Annotated in this window: 34 protein-coding genes and 1 pseudogene; 10 read left to right on the top strand and 25 right to left on the bottom strand. The window is 36.6% G+C overall.

All coding sequences use genetic code 11. The features are described 5' to 3' along the window. Window positions 1-67: 67 nt before the first annotated feature. From ACX5JI_RS02485 to accB, 8 genes are all read right to left on the bottom strand, one after another. Entirely contained in the window at window positions 68-961 is an 894-nt protein-coding gene (locus tag ACX5JI_RS02485) for a polyprenyl synthetase family protein (protein ID WP_459499517.1), read from the bottom strand. Continuing rightward, on the bottom strand, window positions 961-1,191 hold the full coding sequence (gene xseB, locus ACX5JI_RS02480; protein ID WP_026589991.1) for an exodeoxyribonuclease VII small subunit: 231 nt from the start codon (window positions 1,189-1,191) through the stop codon (window positions 961-963). Before xseB ends, ACX5JI_RS02485 begins: the two co-directional genes overlap by 1 nt. Beyond that, complete coding sequence (xseA, locus tag ACX5JI_RS02475; protein WP_459499516.1) at window positions 1,181-2,539, bottom strand: exodeoxyribonuclease VII large subunit; 1,359 nt, start codon at window positions 2,537-2,539, stop codon at window positions 1,181-1,183. The genes xseB and xseA overlap by 11 nt, the downstream gene beginning before the upstream one ends. A 26-nt stretch (window positions 2,540-2,565) precedes the next feature. Then, on the bottom strand, window positions 2,566-3,426 hold the full coding sequence (folD, locus tag ACX5JI_RS02470; RefSeq protein ID WP_459499515.1) for a bifunctional methylenetetrahydrofolate dehydrogenase/methenyltetrahydrofolate cyclohydrolase FolD: 861 nt from the start codon (window positions 3,424-3,426) through the stop codon (window positions 2,566-2,568). A gap of 23 nt (window positions 3,427-3,449) precedes the next feature. Further along, entirely contained in the window at window positions 3,450-3,842 is a 393-nt protein-coding gene (gene nusB / locus ACX5JI_RS02465) for a N utilization substance protein NusB (RefSeq protein ID WP_459499514.1), read from the bottom strand. Between the two features lie 345 nt (window positions 3,843-4,187). After that, window positions 4,188-4,580: an Asp23/Gls24 family envelope stress response protein gene (locus ACX5JI_RS02460; RefSeq protein ID WP_459499513.1), complete on the bottom strand. Its 393-nt coding sequence runs from the start codon at window positions 4,578-4,580 to the stop codon at window positions 4,188-4,190. A 23-nt stretch (window positions 4,581-4,603) separates the two neighbouring features. Next, window positions 4,604-5,956 carry an acetyl-CoA carboxylase biotin carboxylase subunit gene (accC, locus tag ACX5JI_RS02455; protein ID WP_459499512.1) on the bottom strand — a complete coding sequence of 451 codons (1,353 nt, stop codon included), beginning with the start codon at window positions 5,954-5,956 and terminating at the stop codon, window positions 4,604-4,606. Between the two features lie 16 nt (window positions 5,957-5,972). Continuing rightward, a complete protein-coding gene (gene accB / locus ACX5JI_RS02450; RefSeq protein WP_459499511.1) occupies window positions 5,973-6,446 on the bottom strand; it encodes an acetyl-CoA carboxylase biotin carboxyl carrier protein in 474 nt (157 codons plus the stop codon). A 539-nt stretch (window positions 6,447-6,985) separates the two neighbouring features. Here accB and ACX5JI_RS02445 point away from each other — a divergent pair. Then, complete coding sequence (locus ACX5JI_RS02445) at window positions 6,986-7,183, top strand: DNA recombination protein RecO (protein ID WP_459499510.1); 198 nt, start codon at window positions 6,986-6,988, stop codon at window positions 7,181-7,183. A gap of 39 nt (window positions 7,184-7,222) precedes the next feature. Here the strand turns inward: ACX5JI_RS02445 and ACX5JI_RS02440 are convergent, their stop codons facing one another. The 9 genes from ACX5JI_RS02440 to ACX5JI_RS02400 are packed head-to-tail and all read right to left on the bottom strand — an operon-like array spanning window position 7,223 to window position 12,729. After that, window positions 7,223-7,864, bottom strand: coding sequence for a SpoIIIAH-like family protein (locus ACX5JI_RS02440; protein ID WP_459499509.1), 642 nt, complete (start codon window positions 7,862-7,864; stop codon window positions 7,223-7,225). 12 nt (window positions 7,865-7,876) lie between these two features. Further along, window positions 7,877-8,542 (bottom strand): stage III sporulation protein AG, encoded by a 666-nt coding sequence (gene spoIIIAG, locus ACX5JI_RS02435; protein WP_459499508.1) that lies wholly within the window; start codon window positions 8,540-8,542, stop codon window positions 7,877-7,879. After that, a complete protein-coding gene (gene spoIIIAF / locus ACX5JI_RS02430; protein WP_459499507.1) occupies window positions 8,532-9,164 on the bottom strand; it encodes a stage III sporulation protein AF in 633 nt (210 codons plus the stop codon). The genes spoIIIAG and spoIIIAF overlap by 11 nt, the downstream gene beginning before the upstream one ends. Window positions 9,165-9,176: 12 nt before the next feature. Next, a complete protein-coding gene (spoIIIAE, locus tag ACX5JI_RS02425; protein WP_459499506.1) occupies window positions 9,177-10,349 on the bottom strand; it encodes a stage III sporulation protein AE in 1,173 nt (390 codons plus the stop codon). A gap of 10 nt (window positions 10,350-10,359) precedes the next feature. Then, window positions 10,360-10,746: a stage III sporulation protein AD gene (gene spoIIIAD, locus ACX5JI_RS02420; RefSeq protein WP_459500261.1), complete on the bottom strand. Its 387-nt coding sequence runs from the start codon at window positions 10,744-10,746 to the stop codon at window positions 10,360-10,362. A 20-nt stretch (window positions 10,747-10,766) separates the two neighbouring features. Beyond that, entirely contained in the window at window positions 10,767-10,970 is a 204-nt protein-coding gene (gene spoIIIAC, locus ACX5JI_RS02415; RefSeq protein WP_000020914.1) for a stage III sporulation protein AC, read from the bottom strand. A gap of 14 nt (window positions 10,971-10,984) precedes the next feature. Then, on the bottom strand, window positions 10,985-11,500 hold the full coding sequence (gene spoIIIAB, locus ACX5JI_RS02410; RefSeq protein ID WP_459499505.1) for a stage III sporulation protein SpoIIIAB: 516 nt from the start codon (window positions 11,498-11,500) through the stop codon (window positions 10,985-10,987). Next, entirely contained in the window at window positions 11,497-12,420 is a 924-nt protein-coding gene (spoIIIAA, locus tag ACX5JI_RS02405; protein WP_459499504.1) for a stage III sporulation protein AA, read from the bottom strand. Before spoIIIAA ends, spoIIIAB begins: the two co-directional genes overlap by 4 nt. Window positions 12,421-12,447: 27 nt before the next feature. Next, window positions 12,448-12,729, bottom strand: coding sequence for a YqhV family protein (locus ACX5JI_RS02400; RefSeq protein ID WP_459499503.1), 282 nt, complete (start codon window positions 12,727-12,729; stop codon window positions 12,448-12,450). A 208-nt stretch (window positions 12,730-12,937) separates the two neighbouring features. Between ACX5JI_RS02400 and ACX5JI_RS02395 the strand changes: the two genes are divergently transcribed. Further along, entirely contained in the window at window positions 12,938-13,501 is a 564-nt protein-coding gene (locus ACX5JI_RS02395) for a GNAT family N-acetyltransferase (protein ID WP_459499502.1), read from the top strand. Beyond that, window positions 13,498-13,818 (top strand): hypothetical protein, encoded by a 321-nt coding sequence (locus ACX5JI_RS02390; RefSeq protein WP_459499501.1) that lies wholly within the window; start codon window positions 13,498-13,500, stop codon window positions 13,816-13,818. Before ACX5JI_RS02395 ends, ACX5JI_RS02390 begins: the two co-directional genes overlap by 4 nt. Window positions 13,819-13,853: 35 nt before the next feature. On the opposite strand, the gene efp is transcribed toward ACX5JI_RS02390, so the two are convergent. The 4 genes from efp to ACX5JI_RS02370 form a co-directional block, all read right to left on the bottom strand. Further along, window positions 13,854-14,411, bottom strand: a complete 558-nt coding sequence (efp, locus tag ACX5JI_RS02385) for an elongation factor P (RefSeq protein WP_459499500.1) — start codon at window positions 14,409-14,411, stop codon at window positions 13,854-13,856. Window positions 14,412-14,431: 20 nt separating this feature from the next. Then, window positions 14,432-15,493: a Xaa-Pro dipeptidase gene (pepQ, locus tag ACX5JI_RS02380; RefSeq protein ID WP_459500260.1), complete on the bottom strand. Its 1,062-nt coding sequence runs from the start codon at window positions 15,491-15,493 to the stop codon at window positions 14,432-14,434. Between the two features lie 4 nt (window positions 15,494-15,497). Then, entirely contained in the window at window positions 15,498-15,938 is a 441-nt protein-coding gene (gene aroQ, locus ACX5JI_RS02375) for a type II 3-dehydroquinate dehydratase (protein WP_459499499.1), read from the bottom strand. 73 nt (window positions 15,939-16,011) lie between these two features. Continuing rightward, window positions 16,012-16,476 carry a YqhR family membrane protein gene (locus ACX5JI_RS02370; protein WP_459499498.1) on the bottom strand — a complete coding sequence of 155 codons (465 nt, stop codon included), beginning with the start codon at window positions 16,474-16,476 and terminating at the stop codon, window positions 16,012-16,014. Window positions 16,477-16,719: 243 nt separating this feature from the next. Here ACX5JI_RS02370 and ACX5JI_RS02365 point away from each other — a divergent pair, with 243 nt between their 5' ends. Both ACX5JI_RS02365 and ACX5JI_RS02360 read left to right on the top strand, forming a co-directional pair. Further along, window positions 16,720-17,643 carry a DUF1385 domain-containing protein gene (locus ACX5JI_RS02365; RefSeq protein WP_459499497.1) on the top strand — a complete coding sequence of 308 codons (924 nt, stop codon included), beginning with the start codon at window positions 16,720-16,722 and terminating at the stop codon, window positions 17,641-17,643. Between the two features lie 80 nt (window positions 17,644-17,723). Further along, on the top strand, window positions 17,724-18,125 hold the full coding sequence (locus ACX5JI_RS02360) for an SA1362 family protein (RefSeq protein WP_459499496.1): 402 nt from the start codon (window positions 17,724-17,726) through the stop codon (window positions 18,123-18,125). Between the two features lie 49 nt (window positions 18,126-18,174). On the opposite strand, the gene mntR is transcribed toward ACX5JI_RS02360, so the two are convergent. Both mntR and splB read right to left on the bottom strand, forming a co-directional pair. Next, window positions 18,175-18,603 (bottom strand): transcriptional regulator MntR, encoded by a 429-nt coding sequence (mntR, locus tag ACX5JI_RS02355; protein ID WP_459499495.1) that lies wholly within the window; start codon window positions 18,601-18,603, stop codon window positions 18,175-18,177. Window positions 18,604-18,748: 145 nt separating this feature from the next. Continuing rightward, complete coding sequence (gene splB / locus ACX5JI_RS02350; RefSeq protein WP_459499494.1) at window positions 18,749-19,774, bottom strand: spore photoproduct lyase; 1,026 nt, start codon at window positions 19,772-19,774, stop codon at window positions 18,749-18,751. A gap of 114 nt (window positions 19,775-19,888) precedes the next feature. Here splB and ACX5JI_RS02345 point away from each other — a divergent pair, with 114 nt between their 5' ends. The 3 genes and pseudogenes from ACX5JI_RS02345 (at window position 19,889) to ACX5JI_RS02335 (ending at window position 21,907) form a co-directional block, all read left to right on the top strand. Beyond that, a complete protein-coding gene (locus ACX5JI_RS02345; RefSeq protein WP_459499493.1) occupies window positions 19,889-20,206 on the top strand; it encodes a PadR family transcriptional regulator in 318 nt (105 codons plus the stop codon). Window positions 20,207-20,212: 6 nt separating this feature from the next. Beyond that, window positions 20,213-20,885 (top strand): annotated as a pseudogene (locus tag ACX5JI_RS02340) (DUF1129 domain-containing protein). Window positions 20,886-21,085: 200 nt separating this feature from the next. Next, window positions 21,086-21,907 carry a hypothetical protein gene (locus ACX5JI_RS02335; RefSeq protein WP_459499492.1) on the top strand — a complete coding sequence of 274 codons (822 nt, stop codon included), beginning with the start codon at window positions 21,086-21,088 and terminating at the stop codon, window positions 21,905-21,907. Between the two features lie 74 nt (window positions 21,908-21,981). On the opposite strand, the gene lipM is transcribed toward ACX5JI_RS02335, so the two are convergent. Beyond that, entirely contained in the window at window positions 21,982-22,818 is an 837-nt protein-coding gene (gene lipM, locus ACX5JI_RS02330) for an octanoyltransferase LipM (RefSeq protein ID WP_459499491.1), read from the bottom strand. 170 nt (window positions 22,819-22,988) lie between these two features. On the opposite strand from lipM, the gene ACX5JI_RS02325 reads away from it, so the two are divergent. Next, window positions 22,989-23,372, top strand: a complete 384-nt coding sequence (locus tag ACX5JI_RS02325; RefSeq protein WP_459499490.1) for a rhodanese-like domain-containing protein — start codon at window positions 22,989-22,991, stop codon at window positions 23,370-23,372. 29 nt (window positions 23,373-23,401) lie between these two features. Here the strand turns inward: ACX5JI_RS02325 and ACX5JI_RS02320 are convergent, their stop codons facing one another. Next, window positions 23,402-23,947: a DNA polymerase III subunit delta gene (locus tag ACX5JI_RS02320; protein WP_459500259.1), complete on the bottom strand. Its 546-nt coding sequence runs from the start codon at window positions 23,945-23,947 to the stop codon at window positions 23,402-23,404. Window positions 23,948-24,272: 325 nt separating this feature from the next. On the opposite strand from ACX5JI_RS02320, the gene ACX5JI_RS02315 reads away from it, so the two are divergent. Then, a complete protein-coding gene (locus ACX5JI_RS02315; RefSeq protein ID WP_459499489.1) occupies window positions 24,273-25,250 on the top strand; it encodes a LacI family DNA-binding transcriptional regulator in 978 nt (325 codons plus the stop codon). Window positions 25,251-25,289: the final 39 nt, after the last annotated feature.

Here is a 25,289-nt window from a genome sequence, read left to right as displayed (position 1 = left end):
GAAAAACCTTTTTCTACATTTATACCACAAAATGATGAATGACTCAACAAATGAAAACGCTTCTATATTAGTTATTACGCTTTGCTATTAAATCACAAATAGATAGTAAATATTCATCTTGCAATTGTAAAGGTGCGATCGCATCTTTCGCTTTAGCAATCGTTTCATCTAAGATACACTTCGCTTCATCTATAGTAAATAATGTAGTATATGTACTTTTTTCATTGGAAGCATCACTACCAATTGGCTTTCCAATCTCTTCTTCTGTTCCTTCTACATCTAAAATATCATCTCGAATTTGGAAAGCTAGCCCAATATATTTTGCAAATGCAAGTAGTCTTTCTTCTTGCTCTATTGTTGCTCCTGCAAGTAGCGATCCTGCTAGTACGGCATACTCTAACAACCGACCTGTTTTATGCTTATGAATATATTCTAACTCATTAAGTGTGAGTTGCTTTCCTTCTGCCTCCATATCCGCTACCTGTCCGGCAACCATTCCCTCTGGTCCAGCTGCTTTTGCAAGTTCCAGTGCAAGCCTTAATTTTGTTTCAGCAGAAACATCTTGATGATTATGTTCTGTCACCACTTGGAAAGCATATGTTAATAAGCCATCGCCCGCTAAAACAGCCATCGCTTCACCAAATACTTTATGATTTGTCGGTTTTCCTCGTCTTAGATCATCGTCATCCATACTTGGTAAATCATCATGAATTAACGAATACGTATGAATCATTTCAAGAGCACAAGCTGCTCCTATGCCCAGTTCTCTTCCTTTTCCAAATGCTTGCAACGTTGCAAATAAAAGTAACGGGCGGAGACGTTTCCCCCCCGCTTCCAATGAGTATATCATCGCTTCACGAAGTACATTTGGACACTGTAATTGATTTGCATAGTATACAAGCTGCTCTTCTACGAAAGTTTTACTGTCTTTCACAAAAGCATCAAAGGCTACATATGTCACTATGCTTCATCTCCTACAGCAGTAAATGGACTGAGTTCTCCATCTTCTCCAAGGATAACTGCCATTTGTTCTTGTACATCTTTCAACTTCTCATCACATAGCTTAGACAACTCCATACCTTCTTTAAAGTATGAGATTGCTTCTTCTAAAGGAACATCGCCTTGTTCGAGCTTAGAAACGAGATGTTCAAGCTGAGAAATCGCTTCTTCAAAGCTTAATTTATTTTCCATTGTTCAATTCACGCTCCTCTATGCCCGATACGTTACAATCTAAAACTCCATCTTGTAATTGGACTGAAACAACATCACCAAGAACCACATCGTTCACGCTTTTTAACACTTGCTTTTTCTCACTATATACAAGCCCATAGCCTCTCATCATTACTTTAAGCGGACTTAATGCTTCTAGTTTTTGAGCCGCTGTCATAAACGCAAATTCTTTCGTTTGTAGTAATGTTTGCATTTCACGCTGTAATTGTTTCTGCAGTGTTTGCATCCTTGTCTTTGTTTGTAAAATCTGCTGAGAAGGATGATGCTTTTCCAAATAAAATGAGAGCTGTTTTAACTGATTTACCTTTTTTTCTATATAGCGTTCTTTTGCTAAAATAAGCTGCTCAAGAGTGCGATCTAACTGCTCTTCTTTTTGTTCATATACTTGTCTTGGATAACGAAACGCATACGATTTTTGAAGTGTTTGCAGTTGTTCTTGCTTTTTATGTATTATCTCTCGCATGGCTCTTTGCAGACGAAGCGTTCGTTGCAACACTTTCTCTTGTACTTCAAGTATATTGGGTGCTGCAAGTTCTGCTGCCGCTGTTGGCGTTGGCGCACGTAAATCTGCTACAAAATCTGCAATTGTAAAGTCAGTTTCATGTCCAACCGCTGAAATGATTGGAATTTCGCTTGTAAAAATCGCCCTTGCAACCATTTCTTCATTAAAGGCCCATAACTCTTCAATAGAGCCGCCCCCGCGACCAACAATTAATACATCTATGTCTTTCATCTCATTTGCTGTTTGAATCGCTTGTACAATTGAGGGAGCCGCAGACTCCCCTTGTACAAGTACCGGAAACACAATTACATTTCCAATTGGATAACGGCGTTTAATCGTTGTTATAATATCACGAATCGCTGCCCCAGTTGGTGAGGTAATAACTCCAATCGTTTTTGCATATGCCGGAATTGTTTGTTTGTATACTTGAGAAAACAACCCTTCTTCCTCTAGCCTCACCTTTAATTGTTCATAGGCTAAGTGAAGATTACCAATCCCATCAGGCTGCATGTCATGAACATAAATTTGATAGGAACCACTCGCTTCATAGACAGAGATTTTCCCTTTCACAAGTACCTTCATTCCATCTTCTGGCCTAAATTTTATATTACGATTATGCCCTGCAAACATAACCGCTGCTATCCTTGCATTTTCATCCTTTAATGTAAAATACATATGGCCACGGCTATGATATTTAAAGTTTGAAATTTCTCCTTTTAACCAAACAGACTGCAAATGCGGGTCATACTCTATTTTTGTTTTTATATAGCGTGTTAATGCTGTAACGGTTAAATATTGCTTTTCCATCTCTCTCTCCTCATAGCCGCTTTAAATTATTTACAAACAACCAAAGCGCGTTTTGCAGATTCAACTGTATTATGAAGGAGCATTGTAATTGTCATTGGACCGACTCCTTTTGGTACTGGTGTAATATAGCCTGCGATATCCAGTACATTATCAAAGTCAACATCACCGCATAGTTTCCCTGTTTCTAAACGATTAACACCAACATCAATCACAACTGCGCCTTCTTTAATGTAGTCAGCGGTTACCATTTTTGGTCTTCCAACAGCTACAATTAAGATATCGGCTAGCTTGGATAATTCTTTTATATTATTCGTTTTAGAGTGACAGTATGTTACAGTTGCATTTTCATTTAAAAATAATTGTCCCACTGGCTTTCCAACAATATTACTTCTTCCAATTACAACAACATGTTTTCCGGAAATATCCAGATTTGTTTCTTTTACTAATTCAACAATACCATGTGGCGTACATGGAAGGAACGTATCTTGCCCTGTCATCATACGACCAACGCTGATTGGGTGGAATCCATCCACGTCCTTTTCAGGCGAAATTCTTTCAATGATAGCTTTCTCTTCAATATGTTTTGGTAAAGGTAATTGTACTAATATACCATTAATACGGTCATCTTCATTTAAGCGATCGATTTCAGCTAACAAACGCTCTTCTGTAAGAGTATCTGGAAATTCAATTAGCTCTGAATAAATTCCAACTTGTTCACAGCCTTTTTCTTTTCCTTTTACATAGGAACGAGAAGCTGGATCTTCCCCAACTAAAATAACAGCTAATCCTGGTACAATCCCTTGTTCTTTCAACTTCACAACTTCTTCTTTTAATTGTGTTCGTTTTTTCTCCGCAACTTCATTTCCTTTGATGATTACTGCTACCATTTTAAGATTCCCCCTTAAAGAAATTACAGTGTATCTTTTATATTAGATAAAACGCCGTTTATAAAACGACGAGATTCCTCATCCCCAAATGTTTTAGCAATTTCAATCGCTTCGTTAATCGTTACATTGTGTGGAATTTCTTCCATGTACTTCATTTCATACACAGCTAAACGTAAAATACTGCGATCCACAATACTAATACGTTCTAATTTCCACTTCTTTAAATTTTGACGAATTACTTCATCAATTTCTTCTTTATGTTCTACAAAACCAACAACAAGTGATTCTAAAAATTCGTTTGTTTCTTCGCCTTCTTCTAGCGTATTTTCCACCGCTACTTTCGGCTCTAACTCACCAGTAATGTCCATTTGATATAATGCTTGCATGGCTCTTTCTCTAGCCGTCCTACGTTTCATTGTAACTCTCCTTTATACTTCAAGTCTTTCCTTATGTTTTGTTATATTATTATAATTTATAAGCCGTCAATTTACTTACTCTTACAGTTTTCATTGATTTTTCAACTTTATAATACAATGATAATACCACAATTTATCGTTTCATACACGAGTTATAAGGCTGAAAAATAATAAAAAGATTAACTTCAAGTTCCATATCATATCACAATGTACGTTTTTTGAAAAAAAGCGTATTTCCCTTTCTATATTTCTTATTTTTTTAAATAGTATAATAATTACAGGAGGGGATTTATGAAGAAATGAAACGTGAAAAAAGGTGCCATTTTGCGAGGCACCTTTCCATTTTTACACTGGTTCGATTTCTGTTTTTTGTGTTTCAAAAGTTACGCCAACGATGTGAACATTCACTTCTTTTGGCTCAAGACCTGTCATTGTAAAGAGCGCTTGACGAACATTATCTTGAATTTTTTGTGCAACAACTGGAATTGCTACACCAAAATACATAACAACATAAACGTCAACAATAATATCTTCGTTTACTAGTTCAACCTTTACACCTTTACCATGATTTTTCTTGCCTAACTTCTCAACAACATCTGTAGCAAAGTTGCCACGCATTGTAGCTACACCATCTACTTCAGCAGTTGCAATACCTGCAATTACCTCAATTACTTCCGGTGCAATTTCTACTTTTCCAAGGGTTGTATCTTGACCCATATCTAGCATATGTTCAGCCATGAAAAAAACCTCCTTTAAATGTATCACTGCGTCACAAGTTCATGCTCTTCCAAAAATTTCGTATTAAATTCCCCTTTTATAAAATCAGGATGATCTAGCAACTGTAAATGGAACGGAATTGTCGTATGTACGCCTTCGATGACAAATTCACTAAGCGCTCGTTTCATTTTTGCAATTGCTTCTTCACGTGTTTTCCCATGAACAATTAATTTTGCAATCATCGAATCATAAAAAGGTGGAATGGAATACCCAGGATAAACAGCTGAATCGACGCGAATGCCAAATCCTCCTGGTGGTAAGTACATGTCTACTTTCCCTGGAGATGGCATAAAGTTTTTGGCAGGGTTTTCCGCATTAATTCGACATTCAATTGCCCAGCCACTAAATTGTACTTCTTCTTGCTGTAACGATAACTTTTCTCCTGAAGCAACACGAATTTGCTCTTTAATTAAGTCTATCCCTGTCACCATCTCTGTAACCGGATGTTCCACTTGAATTCGCGTATTCATTTCCATGAAATAAAAGCTTTTCGTTTTATATTCATAAATAAACTCAACAGTACCAGCACCTGTGTAATTAACTGCTACTGCAGCTTTTACAGCAGCTTCTCCCATTTGCTCACGAATATTTGCATCTAGAGCAGGAGAAGGACTTTCTTCTAATAGTTTTTGCAAACGGCGCTGAATTGTACAATCACGCTCTCCTAAATGAATCGCATTGCCATGTGCATCTGCCATTATTTGAATCTCAACATGACGGAAATCTTCAACGTACTTTTCTAAGTATACACCAGGGTTCCCAAAAGCGGTACTAGCTTCTTGCTGTGTAATTTGAATCCCCTTTATAAGCTCCTCTTCATGACGTGCAACACGAATACCTTTTCCACCGCCACCTGCAGTTGCCTTAATAATAACGGGATATCCAATTTTACTTGCAAGCTCAAGCGCTTCTTCTGTATTCTTTATAATCCCTTGTGAACCCGGTACAATCGGAACCCCTGCTTCTTTCATTGTATCACGCGCAACATCTTTTGTACCCATTTTTGAAATCGCTTCTGGACTAGGTCCAATAAAAATCAAGTTACATTCACGGCATAATTCTGCAAAATCAGCATTTTCGGCTAAAAACCCATAACCTGGGTGAATTGCGTCACAACCTGTTAATTTTGCTACGCTTATAATATTTGTTAAATTTAAATAGCTTTCTTTTGACATCGTCGGCCCAACACAATACGCTTCATCTGCAATTTGTACATGAAGTGATTCTTTATCCGCCTCTGAATAAATAGCTACTGTTTCAATATTCATCTCTTTACAAGCACGAATAATTCGTACAGCAATTTCCCCACGATTCGCTATCAATACTTTTTTTATCATCACAAAGACTCCCTTATTACGCTTTTACAAGAAATAGCGGTTGTCCATACTCAACAAGTTGTCCGTTGTTCACAAGAATTTCAACAATTTCTCCTTCTACATCCGCATCAATCTCATTAAACAACTTCATCGCTTCAACGATACATACAATAGAATCTTTCGACACTCGATCTCCAACACTTACATATGGAGGTGTATCAGGAGAAGAAGAAGAATAGAATGTTCCTACCATCGGCGATACGATTTTATGTAGCTGCTCATCTTGAACGACTTTCTTCTCTTCCTGCTTCGGTACTTCTACTTGGGCCGCTGCTACCGCAGTTTCAATTTCCACAGCTTGCTTCGTTACTGGGGCCGCTTGTACAGAAACCACTTCATTACCGCGCTTTTTCATTTTAATTGTCGCGCCATCTTTTTTGTATTCAAATTCATCAATGTTAGAGCTATCAATTAATTTAATTAGTTCACGAACTTCTTGAATTTTAAACATGTAAAATCCACTCCCATACACTTGTTTGTCCCGTTTTTACAAATACCAACATGTATACAACTGTTTTGATTGTAAAAATACGCTGATTCTACTAGCCAGATTATTTCTATTTTACGATAAATATTTTTAACATTCCAATTTTATATTTCTTTACAATAAATTGAAACTCCTGTAAAAATATTATTCCACCAAAAAATTATTACCTAGTAATAATACCAAGTTTCACTCAAAATTGGCAAGACCACTTCAGAAAAAACATGTTTTTCTTTGATTAAAACTATGAAAAATAACAGAAATTTTCTCTCTTCATTTTAAACTTGTCATGGAGCCAAAAAAGGCTCTGACCGCTTCTATGCATGGACGGATCCCCGCTCCCACTTAACAAAGGTTTCTTTTTATGTACCCCTGCATTTATTAATTTAGCAAAACATATTTTTTACCAAATATTATTTTTTTATTTACAAGCCGTTCATCCTTCCTTCACATACGAATAGTATGTTCAAGGTAAAGTAAAAAATCTTGTAGTGAGGTGCAGAAATATGATCTGGCTCATCTTATTCCTTCCAGCTGTATTAGTCTGGTTTATTGTCGTCTTCACTCATGTAAAATGCGGAAAAAGTAACCACCATTACCACGAACCTTTAATTTTTTATTCGCAGCGTATTTCTCCTTTCCCTCTAGAAAATACGGAAACAACACGAAAAGATGAACTAGAAAAAAGCTATCGAAAACGATAGCCTTTTTCTAGTATTCTTAGTATTACTACATACTATATTTTATTTAACAGGGTCAAACTTGACACCTATATCTTTTGATCCAGCCTCACTTCGAACAAGTTGGATAATCTTATTTGCTTCTTTTTGAGAATGCTTTGCAGCTTTTACTGTTACTTTAATATCGTTTCCATCTGCTCTTACAAGCGCATCATTATAGCCACCTTGTGATTTGATAACAGTTTCCAGCAATCCTTCTTTTACTTGCATCTTATCAATGGCATTTAATTCATCTTTTGCTTTACTTATTTCTTCAGCAGAAGATTTTGTTGATTTCATAACATCTTGCAATTTTTCTTTCTCTACACTACGCTGATCCTCCAATTGCATACGTAAAGCTGTAAAGTTCTCATCACTTGATTGTACTGTTACATTGCTTTCTTTTTTACTTGTCTCTTTTTTACTACCATCTTTTTTCTCTGTTTCTTTATTGGATGTTTCTTTTGTTCCCTCGCTTTGACTCGTTTCTTTATTCGTTGTTTCTTTCGTAACTTCTTTTTCAACACTTTGCTTTTCTTGTCCAATCTTTTCACCTGCTGTTGGTGTTGCAGTGTTCATCTTATCCGGCGTTGTTACATAATAAACAGATAACACAACAACTAAACTGAGCATTGTTAACAACCAAACCGTTTGTTTTTTTAACACTTTATTTCCTCCCTAACCCTTTTTTGGTAGTACTGCAACGCGATGTGATGGCACATCAAGCATACGTGTCACTGCTTCCTTTACCATCGCTTTTATTTGTATATTATCCACTCCCTTTGCTACGACAAGGACACCTCGTACTTTCGGTTTCTCTGTTCGCAGTACAATCGGAGTTTCTTTATCACCTTCGCGGATAATTACGGTTTTTTCATCCGTTGATTCATCTTCAACTTGCCTTTTGCCTCCTGTTTTATCTGTTTCATCTGTTGTTTGCGATCGCTTTACAATATTTTTTTCAAGTATTTTTTGTTCAGATGAATCTAGATTGACCTCAATAGAGACATCCTTTACACCCGTTATATCTTCTAACGCCGTTTTTAATTCTTGTTCATACGCTTTTTCATATTTTTCTACAGCTGACATATTCTCGTTATTTTTTTGACCAAAGGTCGGCACATCTTTTTCTGCACCTTGACTTGTCTTTTCTTTAAACACAGGTACTTCTTCTTTTTTCGGCCCAAAGAAACTACTAGAAAACATAAGCAACATTCCAAGTATGAGTAGGACAAGCAAAAACTTCGGTGTTACCTTTTTCCCCTTCTCCTTGTCATCTTTTGCGTCCCCTTTCAATAAGTTGCGAAAAAATGAGAATTTCGAATTTTTATCTTTATTGTCCATTTATGCTACCTGTCCCCCCTTCCATTTGAACTTGGATTTGTTTCCCCTCTAGCTGCCACTGGTTTGAAAAGAACTCTTTCATTTCTACAGTTGTTTCTTCCGAAGTTTTTCGTGGTTCTGTCGTATCAATTTCAATTGGATTTACCGTTTCAATTGCATCATTTTTTTTCGATTCCGTTTCTTTTAATGTCACAATAACCGATTGAATATCCTTCGCTGTTTTTACTTCTTCCTTAGCTTCGGCTGCGACTACTTTTATTTCAGACACTGTCAATCCATACTTTTTTTCAAATTCTTTTCCGACTTCTTTTTTCATTTTGACAGCCATCTCTTCTAAACTATATGCACGTGTTAGAGCTTGTATTTCTTTTTTCTTTTCATCAATTGAATTTTTTATTGATCCGTTCGCTACATATTTTTCTTGGTTAAAATTCGCTATCACTTCATTTACATCTGTTTGTAACAACTTAAATAGCGGCGTCAAGATTAAAACGACTAACAATAAGCTCACGACAAATTTGACATACTTTTGCAAATTAGAACTAGGAAGGATAAGGTGAAGCATTGTTGCTAGAAGCAAAAAAACAATAATATTTCGAATCCATTCTGTAATATATTGCATAGCTCTCGCCCCCTATCGCATCATAAGCGTAATATTCCCCGCTGCAATAATGATCGTAATGCTTAAAAAGAACATAAAAGATACGATAGCTAAACAAGCAAAGACATAAATAATGCTCCGTCCGATAATATCTAAACACTGAATAATCGCTCCTCCGCCAACTGGCTGCAATACTGCCGCTGCAAATTTATAAATAAAAGCAATGCAGAAAATTTGAATGGCTGGAAAAGCCGCTATTAAACATAAAATAATAAGCCCGATAATCCCTACCGTATTTTTTAACAATCCAGAAGCACTAATGACAGTATCTGCTGCCTCTGTAAACATCCGTCCTACCACAGGAATAAAGTTCCCCGTTACAAACTTTGCGGTTTTAACAGCAATTCCATCAGCAACTGCTGTTGCTGTGCCTTGTACAGATAATACACCTAGAAAAACAGTTAAAAAGATCCCGATGATCCCAACACTTACATTTTGCAAGAGCTTGGACAATTTCGTAACTTTATATTGATCGCTCATTGTACTTACAATGCTTAAAATTGTCGCAAGTAATAAGAGTGGAAGTACAATATAGTTCATCAGCAGCCCGCTTGTATTCATTAAAAAAATAATGATTGGATGGAAGAATGATACCGATACAACTCCGCCCCCTGTCGCTATGAGCGCTAAAAGAATAGGTAGTAGAGCTAATATGAAATCTACCATCGTTTGAATCGTCTCTCGCGCATATGTCATTACCACATAAAAACTATTTAAAGCAAAAATAATGAGCACCATGTATACAACTGCATCTGCAATTTTACTCACACTACTCTTTGAAAAAGCGGATTGTAAAGACTGTAATAACGCACTAAAAATAGTGAGCATAATGAGCGTTCCAAGCAGCTTTCCATTTGCAATAAGTTCATGAAATAAATATTTTAATAACCCGATCATCCATTCTTTTATTGAAAATTCCTTTTCTCCCTTTACAAATTCCATAAAGCTTCCCTTTTGACTTTCTGGTAAATAGCCTCCATATTTCGTAACAAGTCCATCCCAATACTGCTTCACATCTTCGATTCCGAGTTTATCCAACTGCTGATCTACAACGTTTTTATCTACAGGAGAAGCTTGTACAACAATTGGTAAAGAAAAGAAAAGGAAGCAAGCAAACAGCAGCTTCATTCCAACCCTCCGCAACATTCACTCCTCCTTATCCTGTAGGTAAAAAACCAAGAATCGTTTCAATGACAACCGTTAATATAGGAATTGCCATAACAAGAATCAAAATTTTCCCCGCTAACTCAATTTTCGAAGCAATCGCCCCTTGACCAGCATCCTTTGTAATTTGCGCTCCAAACTCAGCAATATAGGCAATCCCAATGATTTTCAGCAAAGTTTCTACGTATACATTACTAACTTTCGCTTCACTTGCAACTCGCTCAATCATTCTTAAAATAGAATGGATTTGATCAATTAATAGTAAAAACATTACACTTGCAATAAACACAATAAACAAAGTAGTAATACTCGATTTATGTTGATTTAGTACAGCTGCTAAAAACGTTGCGACGAGGCCCAATCCGACAATTTGTAAAATCTCGATTCGAATCGCCTCCTTTACTGGAAAAGAAATACACTTTTAATCTTGTCAAATAAAGTATTAATCAAAAATGCAACATGAAATAAAATAACGACAAAACCGACAAGAATCACCCAGTTTGCAATATCCTCCCGCTTTAACTCTTTTAATACTGTATGAATGAAAGCTAGCACAATGCCGATTCCGGCGATTTGAAATATTAATCCAACATCGATGGACATCGCCTTTCTCCCCCCTATAGCAATAAAATTACGATAAGTAGCCCCGCTAATACTCCTAAACTTTTTATCATCTTTTCATATTGAAGTTGTAGCGCTTTCGCTTCCCCCTCTTCTCTTTCTAAATGTGTAATACATAAACGAATGTGCTTTTGCTGCGATTCACGATCATGCTGTCCTAACGTTTCACCAAATTGCTGTAAAATTTCATATTCGGTTTGCTTAAATGCAGTTAGCTTCCAATTTTCTTGTAAACTTTCAAACCAAGCATCCCTAACGGTTTTCTCGCCACTTTCTAGTTGCTTTGAAAAACTTTGGAATATCCAATTTAATGGCTTTGGCATTTGTTTTACTAAACGTTCCGCCGCTTCTGATAAAGGTGTATGCCCATACATGATTTCAGCTTCTAGCGATTGCAGCGCTGCCTTTAAAAGCCTAAGTTGACGCGGGCGTTCACTATATCTTTTCGCGTACGAAAAACCAAAGAAAGTAGTAACTGCTACAATTAACACCGCACCAAAAATTTTTATCATACACTTTGAACCTTCCCTCGTTTTTGAACCGGTTTCCCCTCTCTATCCTTTACTTGAACCACCGTGCCCGGCCCCCTTGCTTTCGATAATTCAATAAAGCGATCAAATACCCCAAGCTCCATCACAGCCTTTAAAGACGGTCTCCTCATTACATCATCGAAAGAAAATCCATGAGCACTTATAAAAAGCTGAACACCTGCATGAACTGCCTCCATAATCGCTTCACTATCTTCCATACGCCCAATTTCATCCACTATTAATACATCCGGGCTCATGGAACGAATCATCATCATCATTCCTTCTGTCTTCGGGCATGCATCAAGTACATCAACACGTGGACCAAATTCATATTGCGGAATCCCTTTTACACATCCCGCAATTTCTGAACGCTCATCAACAATCCCCACTTTACAAGAAGGAATTTCATAAGAACGAACCCCTTGGCTCATGCAACGTGCAACATCCCTTAGAAGTGTCGTTTTCCCTGTTTGCGGTGGTCCAATGACCATCGTATTCAGCCAATGTGTATCATACAAATAAGGCAAGAGCGGCTCAGCAATTCCAATTTTTTGACGGGCAATCCGAATATTAAATGATGACACATCCCGAATCATTTTTACTGCACTTTTCTCTGTAATCACTTTTCCAGCTAAGCCAATTCGATGACCACCGCGTAAAGTAACATATCCGCGCTTCAACTCTTCTTCTATCGTATAGATGGAATATTGACTCAGCTTATTCAATAAATAGATAGCATCCTCTCCTGTGACGATATAGTCATAAAAATACACTTCTCCATGTGCAATACATTCAAGTGGTCTTCCGATCCGAACTCGAATTTCTTCTAACGCGCTATATCGCTCACAGCCTTCAATGAACTGTTTCATCGTTTTTGGTAAAACCTCTAATACTTCTTTCATCGGCTTCTCCCCACCATACTTGACTTACTATTTCAACACAGCAATAAAAATACAGCCAATTCCAAGAGTTAGAAAAAAAAGCTTTAAAAAAGAAATTTCACTCGCAACGCTCGCAATTCCAATTGACATCGTTACAATTAATACAGTCGGTCCAACAAATGCCAACATACCATTTATAAACAATGCTTTTTTTGCATCATTCACATAGAGCATCAGCAAAGCGGCGAAGATTTCCGCACTACCTGAAAACAACCGAAGCAACCCCATGACAAGCACGGATGTTTCCATTGCCGCTAGCCACTGTTTCATTCTCCCACCTTCTCTCCTAACAATCCCTTTTCAAACGGCTTCTCAAACTTATTGAAAAGGCTGTATCCTAAAAAAGAATATATTTGTACAACCATATGCTGTGGTTGTCTATTTCAGAAGTAAAAACAAATTTTTTCACATTACCAACCGTCAAAATTCTGAATATTTACATTATTTTATGTTATATTTATTGAAAAGGGGGTTTTTTATGAAGCGTGTCACCTTATTACCACTCCATTTACAATATGCAGAGATCATTTTTACTTTATCAAGTAACTCACACGTGCAAGACGCCCTAGGAATACAAGTAGAAACAGTAGAAGATACAAAATCATTTATTCGTTTTGCAATGGAAGAAGAACAACATAATCGCGCTCTATCAAAAATGATTATGAATGAGAAAAAAGAGGCGATCGGCATCACAACACTCAAACGTATAAATCACGAAAAAAAGCATGCTCATATCGGGAGTTGGCTCGGTTATCCTTATTGGGGACAGGGGTACAATGAAGCCGCTAAAAAAGCGATTTTTAAAATTGCATTTGAAGAATTAGATCTTACATACGTATTTGCTGGTGCAAAAACTACCAATATTCGCTCTCAAAAAGCGCAGGAAAAATTGCCTTATATTTCATTGCATGTAGAAAAGCAATTTCCAGATGAGCATGCTGCTTTAGAAAAAGAAACTAAATCCTCTTGTGTATTGCACGTTATAACTCGCGAAGATTTTTTTTATTGGTGGAAATTACAAAATGAGGGGGTATCGGAATGAAGGCAATAAAATTTTTTATTACACTTACATTAGAGGTAATCGCAATTTACTTTTTTTCAAAAACAGTTGGTTGGCCATTTATGGAGACGTTTTTTCTAGGAAGTCTAGCTATACTTGCGATTACATGGTTAACGATAATGAATATATCTCGCAATGCTAATATGGATCATGCTGTATATAAAGGCTTGACAGGTGTGGAAACAGGTGAAATCAAACCATTCGCAATCACTTTAAATCCATACATAATGAGCACGTTATCTCTTGTCGGTATTAGCCTTATTGTAACCATCATTTATTATCTACCTTATTTCACATAAAAAAGCACTCGTGATCATCACGAGTGCTTTTTCTACTACGCACGAGAAACGTATTTACCTTCACCTGTGTTAATGATAAGCATTTCACCTTCATTAATGAAGATTGGTACTTGGACAACAAGGCCCGTTTCTAATGTAGCTGGTTTTGTTACGTTAGAAGCTGTATCACCTTTAATACCTGGTTCTGTTTCTACAACTTTTAACTCAACAGTATTTGGAAGCTCAACACCAAGTACTTCGCCTTGGTATGTCATAATAGATACTTCCATGTTTTCTTTTAAGAATTTTAGCTCGCGCTCGATTTGAACTTCACCAAGTTCAATTTGCTCATAAGTTCCGTTATCCATAAATACGTGAGACTCACCGCTCGCGTATAAGTATTGCATACGACGGTTTTCGATATGTGCTTTTTCTACTTTTTCACCAGCACGGAATGTTTTTTCTTGAACAGAACCTGTGCGAAGGTTACGTAATTTAGAACGAACGAACGCTGCGCCTTTACCTGGCTTTACGTGTTGGAAATCAAGAACTTGCCAAAGGCCGTTATCCACCGCAATTGTTAAACCTGTACGAAAATCATTTACTGAAATCATGCAAAAAATCCTCCTGTGTATTACAAAATAATAAGTTCTTTTGGAGATTTCGTGATTACTTCATTACCTTCACTTGTTACAATAATATCGTCTTCAATACGTACACCGCCAACACCTGGAATATAAATGCCCGGTTCTACTGTTACAACCATTCCTGGCTCAAGTACCGTTTCAGAACGAGACGCTAAGCCCGGCGCTTCATGAATCTCAAGACCCACTCCATGCCCAGTAGAATGTCCGAAATATTCACCGTATCCTTTTTCCGTTATGTAGTCACGTGTTAATGCATCAGCTTCACGACCAGTTAAACCAGCTTTAATGCCGTTTACACCACGAAGTTGTGCTTCTAAAACGACATTATAAATTTCTTTTAATTGATCAGATGGTTCGCCAACTGCAATCGTACGCGTAATATCAGAGCAATATCCTTTATAATAAGCACCGAAGTCTAATGTTACGAAATCTCCCTTTTCTATCACTTTTTCAGATGCCACACCATGCGGCAACGCTGAACGAAGTCCTGAAGCAACGATAATATCAAACGAAGAAGACGTTGCCCCTTGTTTTCTCATGAAAAATTCAAGTTCATTTGACACTTCAATTTCAGATACGCCTGGGCGAATGAATGATAGAATATGTTCAAAGGCAGCATCTGCAATCTGTGCAGCTTCCTTTAATATCTTAATCTCTGAATCCGTCTTAATCAAGCGTAACTTTTCTACAAGCCCAGAAGTCGGAACAAATTCTGCTTCAATCGCTTCCTTATGTGCCACATAAGAGCTATATGTAAGTGTATCTTGCTCAAAGCCAAGCTTTTGAATCCCCAAGTTTTTCACTTGTTTCGCAACTTCATCAAGAATTGGTCCAGTATGCTGTACGATTTCATAACTGGCAGCCTGCTTACCAGCTTGCTCTACATAGCGGAAATCTGTAATAAATAGAGCACGTTCATTCGAAATAAGTACAACACCAGCTGTCCCTGTAAAGTTCGTCATATATCGGCGGCTATATTCATTCGTTAATAAAATACCATCAATACCATTTTCACCAAATGCACTTCTTAACTTCGTGACCTTCTCCATCATCTTACGCCTCCCTAAGTTTCTCCAACAATGCAAATAGCGCTAACTTATAGCCATAAAAACCAAATCCAACAATCTGCCCTGCTACTACTGCTGCCGTCACAGATTCATGACGAAATGATTCCCGCTGATGTATGTTAGAAATATGTACTTCAATAACTGGAATCGAAATGCTTGCAATCGCATCTCGAATCGCATAGCTATAATGCGTAAATGCTCCTGGATTTAGAATGATCCCTTCATATGTGTCATCTGCCTCATGAATGATATCAATAAGAGCACCTTCATGATTCGATTGAAAGCATTCTAACTCCACTCCCAATGTCTCTGCTTCTTGCTTCATCTCTGTTTCAAGTGTCGCTAATGTTCCTTTTCCATATACATTCACCTCTCGAACACCAAGGCGATTTAGATTAGGACCGTTAACGAGGAGTAATCTTTTCATATTTATGAACTCCTTAATATAAAAATGTCTATACAACATTTTAACACAGGATTCACTTATTTGAATAGTTCGTCTACTCCATGCCTTCCCCTTGATTCACATTGTTCGCTTCAAACGAAACAGAATATGTAATAAATACACCATATAAAATAAAAATACATATGGTTGTAACAATTGTTTCTTTCGGTAACTGAAGTGCATTTTTAATAACAGGCGCAATAGAACCGATCCCCAAAAATAAAATCCCCCACCAAAACAGACCATACAATATTCCAGGTAGTACCCCTTCAAATTTTTTAAAAAGAACCCTATAAAGAAATGCCACTAAAATAGAAAGAAGCCCCATACAAACGATACCTAATACATTTCCCCAAACTCCTTCTTTCCACGCTCCAAATGAAAATGGTAAAAGTAAATAGTTTGGACCAGCTTCTGTAAACGAAAAAATATGAAGAAAATACCATATACTTCCCCAAAAAACGCCACCAAATAAACCAATCTGTACAAATTTATTTATTCCTGATTGTTCCTGCTTCACATCGACACCTCCGCCTACTAGTATGCCCGAATTTATTTTCAAGCATGTTTAAATCATGCGAAATTTGTCTATAAAAAGAATAAGAAATGTCCTACTCTCGTAACAATTTTTCTTGTCATGAGCTTGTATTTATCGATAAAATAAAGGGGACTCGGTGATTGTCAAATCTCACAATGACAGAACCAAGAGTGACAATTACCTCTTTTCTACATAAGAGAGAAACAAATACAGGTTGGTGTTAACATGGCAGAGGAGACAAAACAAATATACGGCGGGCAAGCGGTCATAGAAGGAGTTATGTTTGGCGGTAGAGAATATACTGTTACAGCAGTTCGTCGTAAAGATAAATCGATTGAATTTTATCGATTACCACGTGTACGCAATAAAATATTATCTACAATAAAGAAGGTTCCATTTCTACGTGGTATTGCCGCTATCATTGATGCAAGTGCTAACGGAGCGAAACATTTAAACTTCGCTTCGGAACGATTTGACGTTCACCCTGAAGACGATGAACAACTTGCACACAAAAAAGAAGAGCAATCAAAATTAACGATGCTATTAGGAGTAGCAGCAGTCGGAGTCTTATCGTTCATATTTGGCAAAGTTATTTTCACAGCAGTTCCTGCACTGTTAGCAGAATTAACAAGGCCACTTTTCCCATCTCACACTGGGCAAATCGTTGTCGAAAGCATCATTAAGCTCATCCTTTTACTGAGCTATATATATATTGTGTCATTAACTCCGCTCATTAAGCGTGTGTTTCAATATCACGGTGCAGAACATAAGGTTATCAATGCTTACGAAAACAACCTTCCACTAACAGTAGAGAATGTACAAAAACAAACTCGTCTTCATTATCGTTGTGGTAGTAGTTTTATTATATTTACAGTCATTATCGGAATGTTTGTCTACTTTCTTGTTCCAACTGATCCCCTTTGGGTCAGAGTCGTAAATCGAATTTTATTAATTCCAGTTGTTCTAGGTATTTCTTTTGAAGTCTTGCAATTTACAAACCGATTACGAGATATTCCGGTCTTGCGCATATTAGGATATCCAGGATTATGGCTTCAACTATTAACTACAAAAGAACCAGAAGATGATCAAGTTGAAGTTGCAATTGCATCTTTTGAAGAATTATTACGTTTAGAAGGAAAGCAACAATAAATTTTCAAAAATAGTACTCAACTCCTTCCCTTGTCACTAATATACTAATTTTAATATATGTTATTTAGGAGGTGTTCCCTATGAACGGTCGTTCGTTTACGTTCGCTTTGGTCATACTTATTATTGGCTTGGCAATATTTGGTCTCGTATCATCTGCAATTACAAATCCATACGGAATGATTAAAAACATTGTGATCATGTTACTTGTTGTTAGTGTGTTTTATGTATTATATAAAATGTTTACAAGCTCCAGCGGTTCCGCCAATTCGCAAAACTCTTATAAGCGTGCTGCGAAACAATCGAACCGAAAATACGGAAAGCAAAACGTAGCACCCCTAAGCAATTCTTTATTAAAACGAAATGCTTCTGATGAAAAAGGTAAGAAAAGCACTTCAACAGTGTTAAAAAAGAAGCGAAAACAATCTCATTTAACCGTGATTGAAGGTAAAAAAACTAAAAAGAAAGACCGCGCTTCCTTTTAGGAAATGCGGTCTTTTTTGCAAACAAAAAAGGAAACGCATTTCGTTCCCTTTACTTTCCCTGTTCTTCATTTGCTTTTTGAACACCGCGAAGCGTTTCAATTCGAAGTTCATCTTGCTCAAAATACTGTACTAAATCCCCAATGCGATCGATAGCTTCCCAACTTAAATGATGTTCAATTCCTTCTACATCATTATAAATCTTACTTTCGTCTACACCAATGATACGCAGAAATTGTTCTAGTAGCTCATGACGATATACAAGACGCTCCCCGATTTTTTTCCCTTTTGATGTTAATACAAGCCCTCTATATTTTTCATAAATTAGATACTCATCTTTATCTAATTTTTGTACCATTTTCGTTACAGAGGATGGATGTACACTAAGCGCTTCAGCAATATCAGATACGCGGGCATATCCCTTTTCGTCAATCAACAAATAGATTTGTTCAATATAATCTTCCATACTAGGGGTAGGCATCGGTTTCCTCCATCCAATTTCATTTTATTTATTCCGCACTAAGCAATCAATAAAATGATACACCAGAAAGGATATCGTGACAAGGGCGGAAACAAGCCTAAAAACACGAAATAAAAAAGAATCTGCAAATTACTTACAGATTCCTCTATGTGAAATATTGAATTTCGGCATCTGGAAAATATTCGTGAATATACCCTCGTATTGTTTCCTCTAACCTTGCTGCATCATCTTTTTGATATACATACTTTCCAATTCCATATCGTCCCCATTTATATTTTCGTTTCTCCTCATTCATTTCGAGTTTTGTATTAGGATAACGTTGTTGTATTACCTTTTTCGCTGGCTTCGTAAAACGATGTTGAATCAATTCAAACGATAAATCCGGCAATGTTAAATCTTTTAATGCACAAGAAAGTCGTTCAAATAATTCACGATATCCTTCCTCCCAACCCTCATGTATATAGATCGGGGCAACAATAAAGCCAAGTGGATAGTTCGCTCTCGCTACTTTACGAGCTGCCTCAATTCGATCCTCAAATGGCGAGGTACCCGGTTCAAAGTTTTTTATAACATAACGAGAATTCACACTGAAGCGAAAACGCGTTTTCCCATTATGCTTTGCATCTAACAAATGGTCAACATGAGAATATTTTGTCACGAAACGCAGACGACCATATTCACTCATTCCAATGAATTCAATCGTTTCCTTTAAAGCATGTGTTAAGTAATCGATTCCAACGATATCCGACGTACAAGCCGCTTCAAATCGTGTTATTTCAGGCGCTCGTTCATCCATATATCGCTGCGCTCTCTCAAAAATTTCATCTAAATTCACATATACACGAACATATGGCTTGCTACCTAGTGTTGTTTGCAAATAGCAATAATGGCAATGTCCCATACAACCTGTTGCAAGTGGAATTGCATATTCAGCCGATGGTTTAGATGTATCAAACTTAAGCGTCCTTCTTACCCCAATAACAAGTGTTGTTTTTGCATTACGATATTTCTGCAAATCATTTTCTCCAGGTAAATCACGAATTTGATTATGTGATGTTGTTTCTCTAATTTCTAAACCCATCTTGGTAAACTTCTCATACAACTCTTTTCCAAGTGGATACTCGAGTGCCTCTGGTTCAAAATAAACGAGCTTTGGCATAAATGGTTTCATACGATTACCTCCCTCGTTTTAGTATGAGCATTCATCCACTAACAACGCTGTTAAAAGTTTTCCACCTCAGCTACCTTGCACAACAAGTTACCTAAAACTGAAGGTGGTGAAATCATGCACAGTCAAATGTTAAAAGGTGTGCTCGAGGGATGCATTTTATATATCATTTCCCAGGAGGAAGTGTACGGATATGAGCTGGGTACGAAATTAAATAAACACGGCTTTACATTTGTAAGTGAAGGAAGTATCTACCCTCTTTTACTGCGAATGCAAAAAGAAAAACTCATTGCCGGTACATTAAAAGCCTCTAGCCTTGGACCAAAGCGAAAATATTATCACGTAACGGATAAAGGATTCGAACAACTAGAAGAGTTTAAGAAGAGCTGGGGAATGGTTTCGACGACGGTAAATAATTTGTTGCAGGGAGAGTGATTGGGGATGAAGGCGAAAGACATGGTGGAACTTAACAATAAAAAAAAGAAAACTTTTAACACCTGAAAACGAAGCTGCTTATGGGGATATGTTAGTATACCTTCGATTATCTAACGTGCCGGAATATCAATTAGAAGAACTATTACTAGAAATATTAGATCATCTTATTGAAGCACAGGGAGAAGATAAAAACGCTTATGATATTTTCGGACATAATTTACAATCTTATTGTGATGAACTCATATTAGCTTTGCCGAGCCAAACAAATCTAGAAAAAACTTCTATGATTGGATTTGTTATTAGCTTACTTCTTGCTATACAGTTTGGAATGGATGCAATGTCTTCACTTTTCATTCTACTTTTTGAAAAGAATACGGAATTAAAAAAGCCACCTTTTAGTATTCTCGGAACTACTTTTTCCATCTTATTTATTATACTGGGCATGCTCTTCATTTTATATTTATTAAAGCGTTATTCCTTTAATCAAACAATGAATTGGAAAAAAAGAATTTCATTTGGGCTCGCATTTTCTATTCCATTTTGCTCAGCAGTATTTATAAATATTTACTTTAAAAAACAACCTTATTTTTCTTATCATTTAACAATTTGGCAAAATGCCCTAATCGCTATTTTCTTTTATATTTTATATAAACTGCTATATAAAAAAGCAAACTTTTAACAGCCTTGCAAAAGGCTGTTTTTCATCTGTCTAATTTTACAAATCGAAAAATTTCATAAAGAAAAAAAGAAAAATACAAAATAATTAACGTAAATTGTTGACGTGATGCTTTTATTATCGGTATCATAAATCTTCGTGAGCAATTATTTTTCGTTATACGATTTTTTTATTATTACTGAATTTTTGAGAGGAGAAATTTGATGTCACTTAAGAAGAAAACGCAAGTACGCACCGGCAAAATGGTTCGTGAACTAATGTTAGCAGATGAAGATGTAAGTGCTTCGCTAATTATGGTATATAGTGAAAACGGTGTAAACGCAGAAATTAAAATCGAGGGCTTAACGCCGAAATGTAACGAAGAATTATTTTTGAGCGGAAACGTGGATTGGAACAAGAGTGTTATTTATAAAATTGTTGATTTCACTGGGAACGCTGAAGTTGGAAAAGTTACATTAACAGCAATGAACAAAAACAATGTTTCTCTAGAAATTGAACGCGTTATGTGGAGTAAAGAAAATAAAGAAGCTGCTGAGCAAGATGCACCGGTAGAAGCTACTCCGAAAAAAGAAGTAGTGGTAGAAGCGCCAAAAGTAGTTACACCTGCTCCAAAGCCTGTTACACATATGGAAACACCTAAACCTACTCCAGCGCCGAAGCCAGTACGGGTAGAAACTGTTGTAGAACCACTTACTCCAGCGCCTGTAAGAAAAGAAGTACCTACTCAAATGACAAAGCAAGAAACAGTACAGGTTACTCCTGCAAAACCGAAGCAACCTGCTTTGACTGAAACAAATTCAAAACTACAAGAAAATTACGTTAAACTTGTAAAAAAGACAATTGAAGTTTGTCAAGATTACGAGCTTGGCATCGACATAGATGATTCTATTGAAAAATTAAAAGAAGAATTACAAAGTCAAGGTATTAGCGTTACATTCGACAAAGAAATTATGGACGTTGTAAATCGCCTTCGTTCTTTACAAGAAAAAGGAATCAAAGTAGAAAAAGTACTTAATTTATTATAGATTGAAATTTGAATCCGCACTCATATTCTGAACTTTAGTAAATAAAAAAATAAGGGGTGGCAATCGCCACCTCCTTATTTTTTATAATTCCACTCATCACTTTCATACTTTTCTTTTGCTACTGTTTTTACTTCTCTAAGCTGCTCTTCTGTTAGTTCATACGGAACTAGCTCCACGTCTAACCCTTTTTCAAATCCTACTCGGAACGCTTCAATCAACTGTTCAATTGTAAACGTACGATCCGTTAATTCATTGATTGCAACAGCTTTAGAAGAAAACATGCTCTTCATACGCTCTTTCACTCGCTCATTTGGAAATAGGAATAAATCATATAGCTCATCTAAGTCAATTTCTAACGGAATTGATCCATGTTGTAAAATAACACCTTTTTGACGTGTTTGTGCACTTCCAGCAATCTTCCGACCTTCTACAACAATTTCATACCAAGATGGCGCATCAAAGCATACACCTGAACGTGGATTTTTTAAATTCTCACGATCAGTTTCTGTTTTTGGAACCGCATAGTACGCTTCTAAGCCTAGCGCTTTAAAACCTTCAAGTAACCCTTGCGAAATTACGCGATATGCTTCTGTAACTGTTTTCGGCATATTCGGATGATCTTCAGAGACAATCACACTGTACGTTAATTCCTTATCATGTAGTACGCCTCGCCCACCTGTTTGACGGCGAACAAATCCATATTGCTTCTCATTTACTACATCCATATCGATATCTTTTTGTATACGCTGAAAATACCCCACTGTTAATGTCGGCACTTCCCATTCATAAAAACGGATTGTTGGCGGCATTTTTTTTTCACTTTGCCAATTTAACAAACATTCATCTAACGCCATATTAAATGCTGGTGAACATTGACCAGAGTTAATATAACACCATTTTTCTTTTCCCATCCTGCACCTCATATAACAATTATTTTTTCACAATGTCTAGTCTAACAAATTCGACAAAATTTGTGAAAGAATACGAAATTTCTCCTTATCATCACATGAACCTGTTGCATAAATACATATGAGCATTATAATATTGAAAGTAGGATAAGAAAAAAGGGAGCGATAGAATCGTGTCAACAAATGTAATTATTATACTAGCCGTAGTTCTAGCATTCATTGGCTATTCTGTATGGATGTTTTTCTATCAGAAGAGATTAATTAAAACACTTTCAGAAGAGGAATTTCGTGCTGGCTACCGTAAAGCACAGCTTATCGATATTCGTGAAGCAGATGAATTTAACGCTGGTCATATTTTAGGTGCTCGTAATATCCCATTATCACAAATCCGCATGCGTTACAAAGAGCTACGTAAAGACCAACCTGTTTATTTATACTGCCAAAGCGGATTCCGTACAGGACGTGCAGCTCAATATTTAAAAAAGCAAGGTTACAAAGAGTTTTACCAACTACAAGGCGGCTTTAAAACTTGGACAGGTAAAATTAAAAAGAAATAATATTTAAAAGAACTAGCATGAATGATCAGCTAGTTCTTTTCTTCCATATTGTTCGCAATATACAATAAGTTTTGTTTTATTGCTTCTTCATTTCTTACTTCTACATTGCGGTATAACAGTTGATATTCTAATCCTCTCTCTTTCCATATAAGCGTCGCAAATTCCTCCCCTTGTTCACCTTCATCTCTATTTTTAAAATAAGCAGGTGAACCGTTATCCAATCTCATTTGTTCATGAAATCGATTTTGTTCTACAATATAAGGAAAACTGTAGGAAAAATTAGCAACTGTTAATTCTATATACTCTTTCCTTCCTTCTTCTTTTGGTTTATATTTAATCATCAAGACCGCGTTCTTTTTCCCAATTGTTCTTATTTCTCCCGTTACATCACTCATAACATCATACGGCAGGTACGTCGGAACTTTAATTGTTTCCGGAAAATATTTTTTTACACCCTTTAATGAAACAGAACCAGCTATATGGTCTACAACTCCATCCGCATTTCCAACGAATTGTTTTTCTTCTTTCATTGTCTGTTGGAATGAACATGAGCTAAGCAACATGCTAGAAAACACGAAACAAATGATCTTTTTTTTCAATTTGTTTCCGCCCTTTCATACCGCTCCTTTTATGAACAAAGCGTTACTATGTTGTTCATATTCGCCTTACTTGTCCATTGCCCCTTTGAAAACTTTCCTCGTTTATCTCACACATTTTGACAGGCGTTATCTTTTTAGACAAAAAAAGACTTTTCGTTATCCTTACGCCCTAACAGGTCACGCGAATAACGGAAAGCCTTATTTATAAAATAGATTGTGAAAAGCTTTTCAGGTCAAGCATTTTTCAGTATTTTTCCATTCGTACTCATTTGCCTTTATAATGAATGAAGAGGTGATACATATGGCGAATATAAAACAAATTGCGAAAACCGCTAACGTATCTATAACGACGGTTTCGCGCGTGCTAAATGACCATCCCTACGTAAGCGATGAAAAGCGACAGCGTGTTTTAGATGCGGTTGAAGAACTAAATTATGCAAAAAATATAAATGCAGTTCATTTAATAAAAGGAAAAACATTTACAATTGGCGTCATGCTTCCTTTTTTTAATTTGCCATACTTCAGTAACATTATTGAAGGAATCGGAAATGAAGCATTAGCCGCCGGTTATCACATTAATCTTTGCCAAACAAACTATGATAGCAAAGAAGAACTTCGCGTTCTAGAGATGATGAAAATGAAACAATTTGATGGCATGATTATTTGCTCAAGAGCAAGCTCATGGGAGCAAATTGAACCTTTTGCCAAATTTGCTCCTATCATTTCATGTGAAAAAATGACGCACCCCCTTATTTCATCGGTCTATGTTGATCATTATGAAGGGTTTCGCATCGGTACAGAATATTTATTGCAAAAAGGGCATGATTCCATCGGTGTTTGCCTAGCTCGTGAACACAGTGCCAATACAAAACAACGAAAACAAGCATTCTTTCATACACTCCATTCATCTGGAAAAACAGTTCATCAAGACTGGATGTTTTATCAATGCTACACGATGAAAGACGGTTGCAAAGTCATGCAAAACATCTTAAAAATGAACAAACGCCCCACTGCTATCTTTGCTGCAAATGATCAAGTTGCAGCTGGTTTATTAACAGAAGCAAAAAAACAAGGTCTATGCGTTCCAGGCGATATAGCCATTCTAGGATTCGATAACCACGAAATTTCCGAAGCGCTAGAGATTACAACAATTGAGCATCCAGGCTTAAGCATGGGATCTCATGCATTCTCCATGTTTTATAAACATATGCAAAATGAACAAATACAAAATAATTCAAAAGAGCTCTCTTTCCAATTAATTGAGCGTCAAACTGTGTAAAGAGTATCGAATAAGATACTCTTTTTTAGAAATTCTTCT

The sequence above is a fragment of the Bacillus sp. C1 genome (genome assembly GCF_054570475.1).
This window is presented reverse-complemented; position numbering and strand designations above follow the sequence as displayed.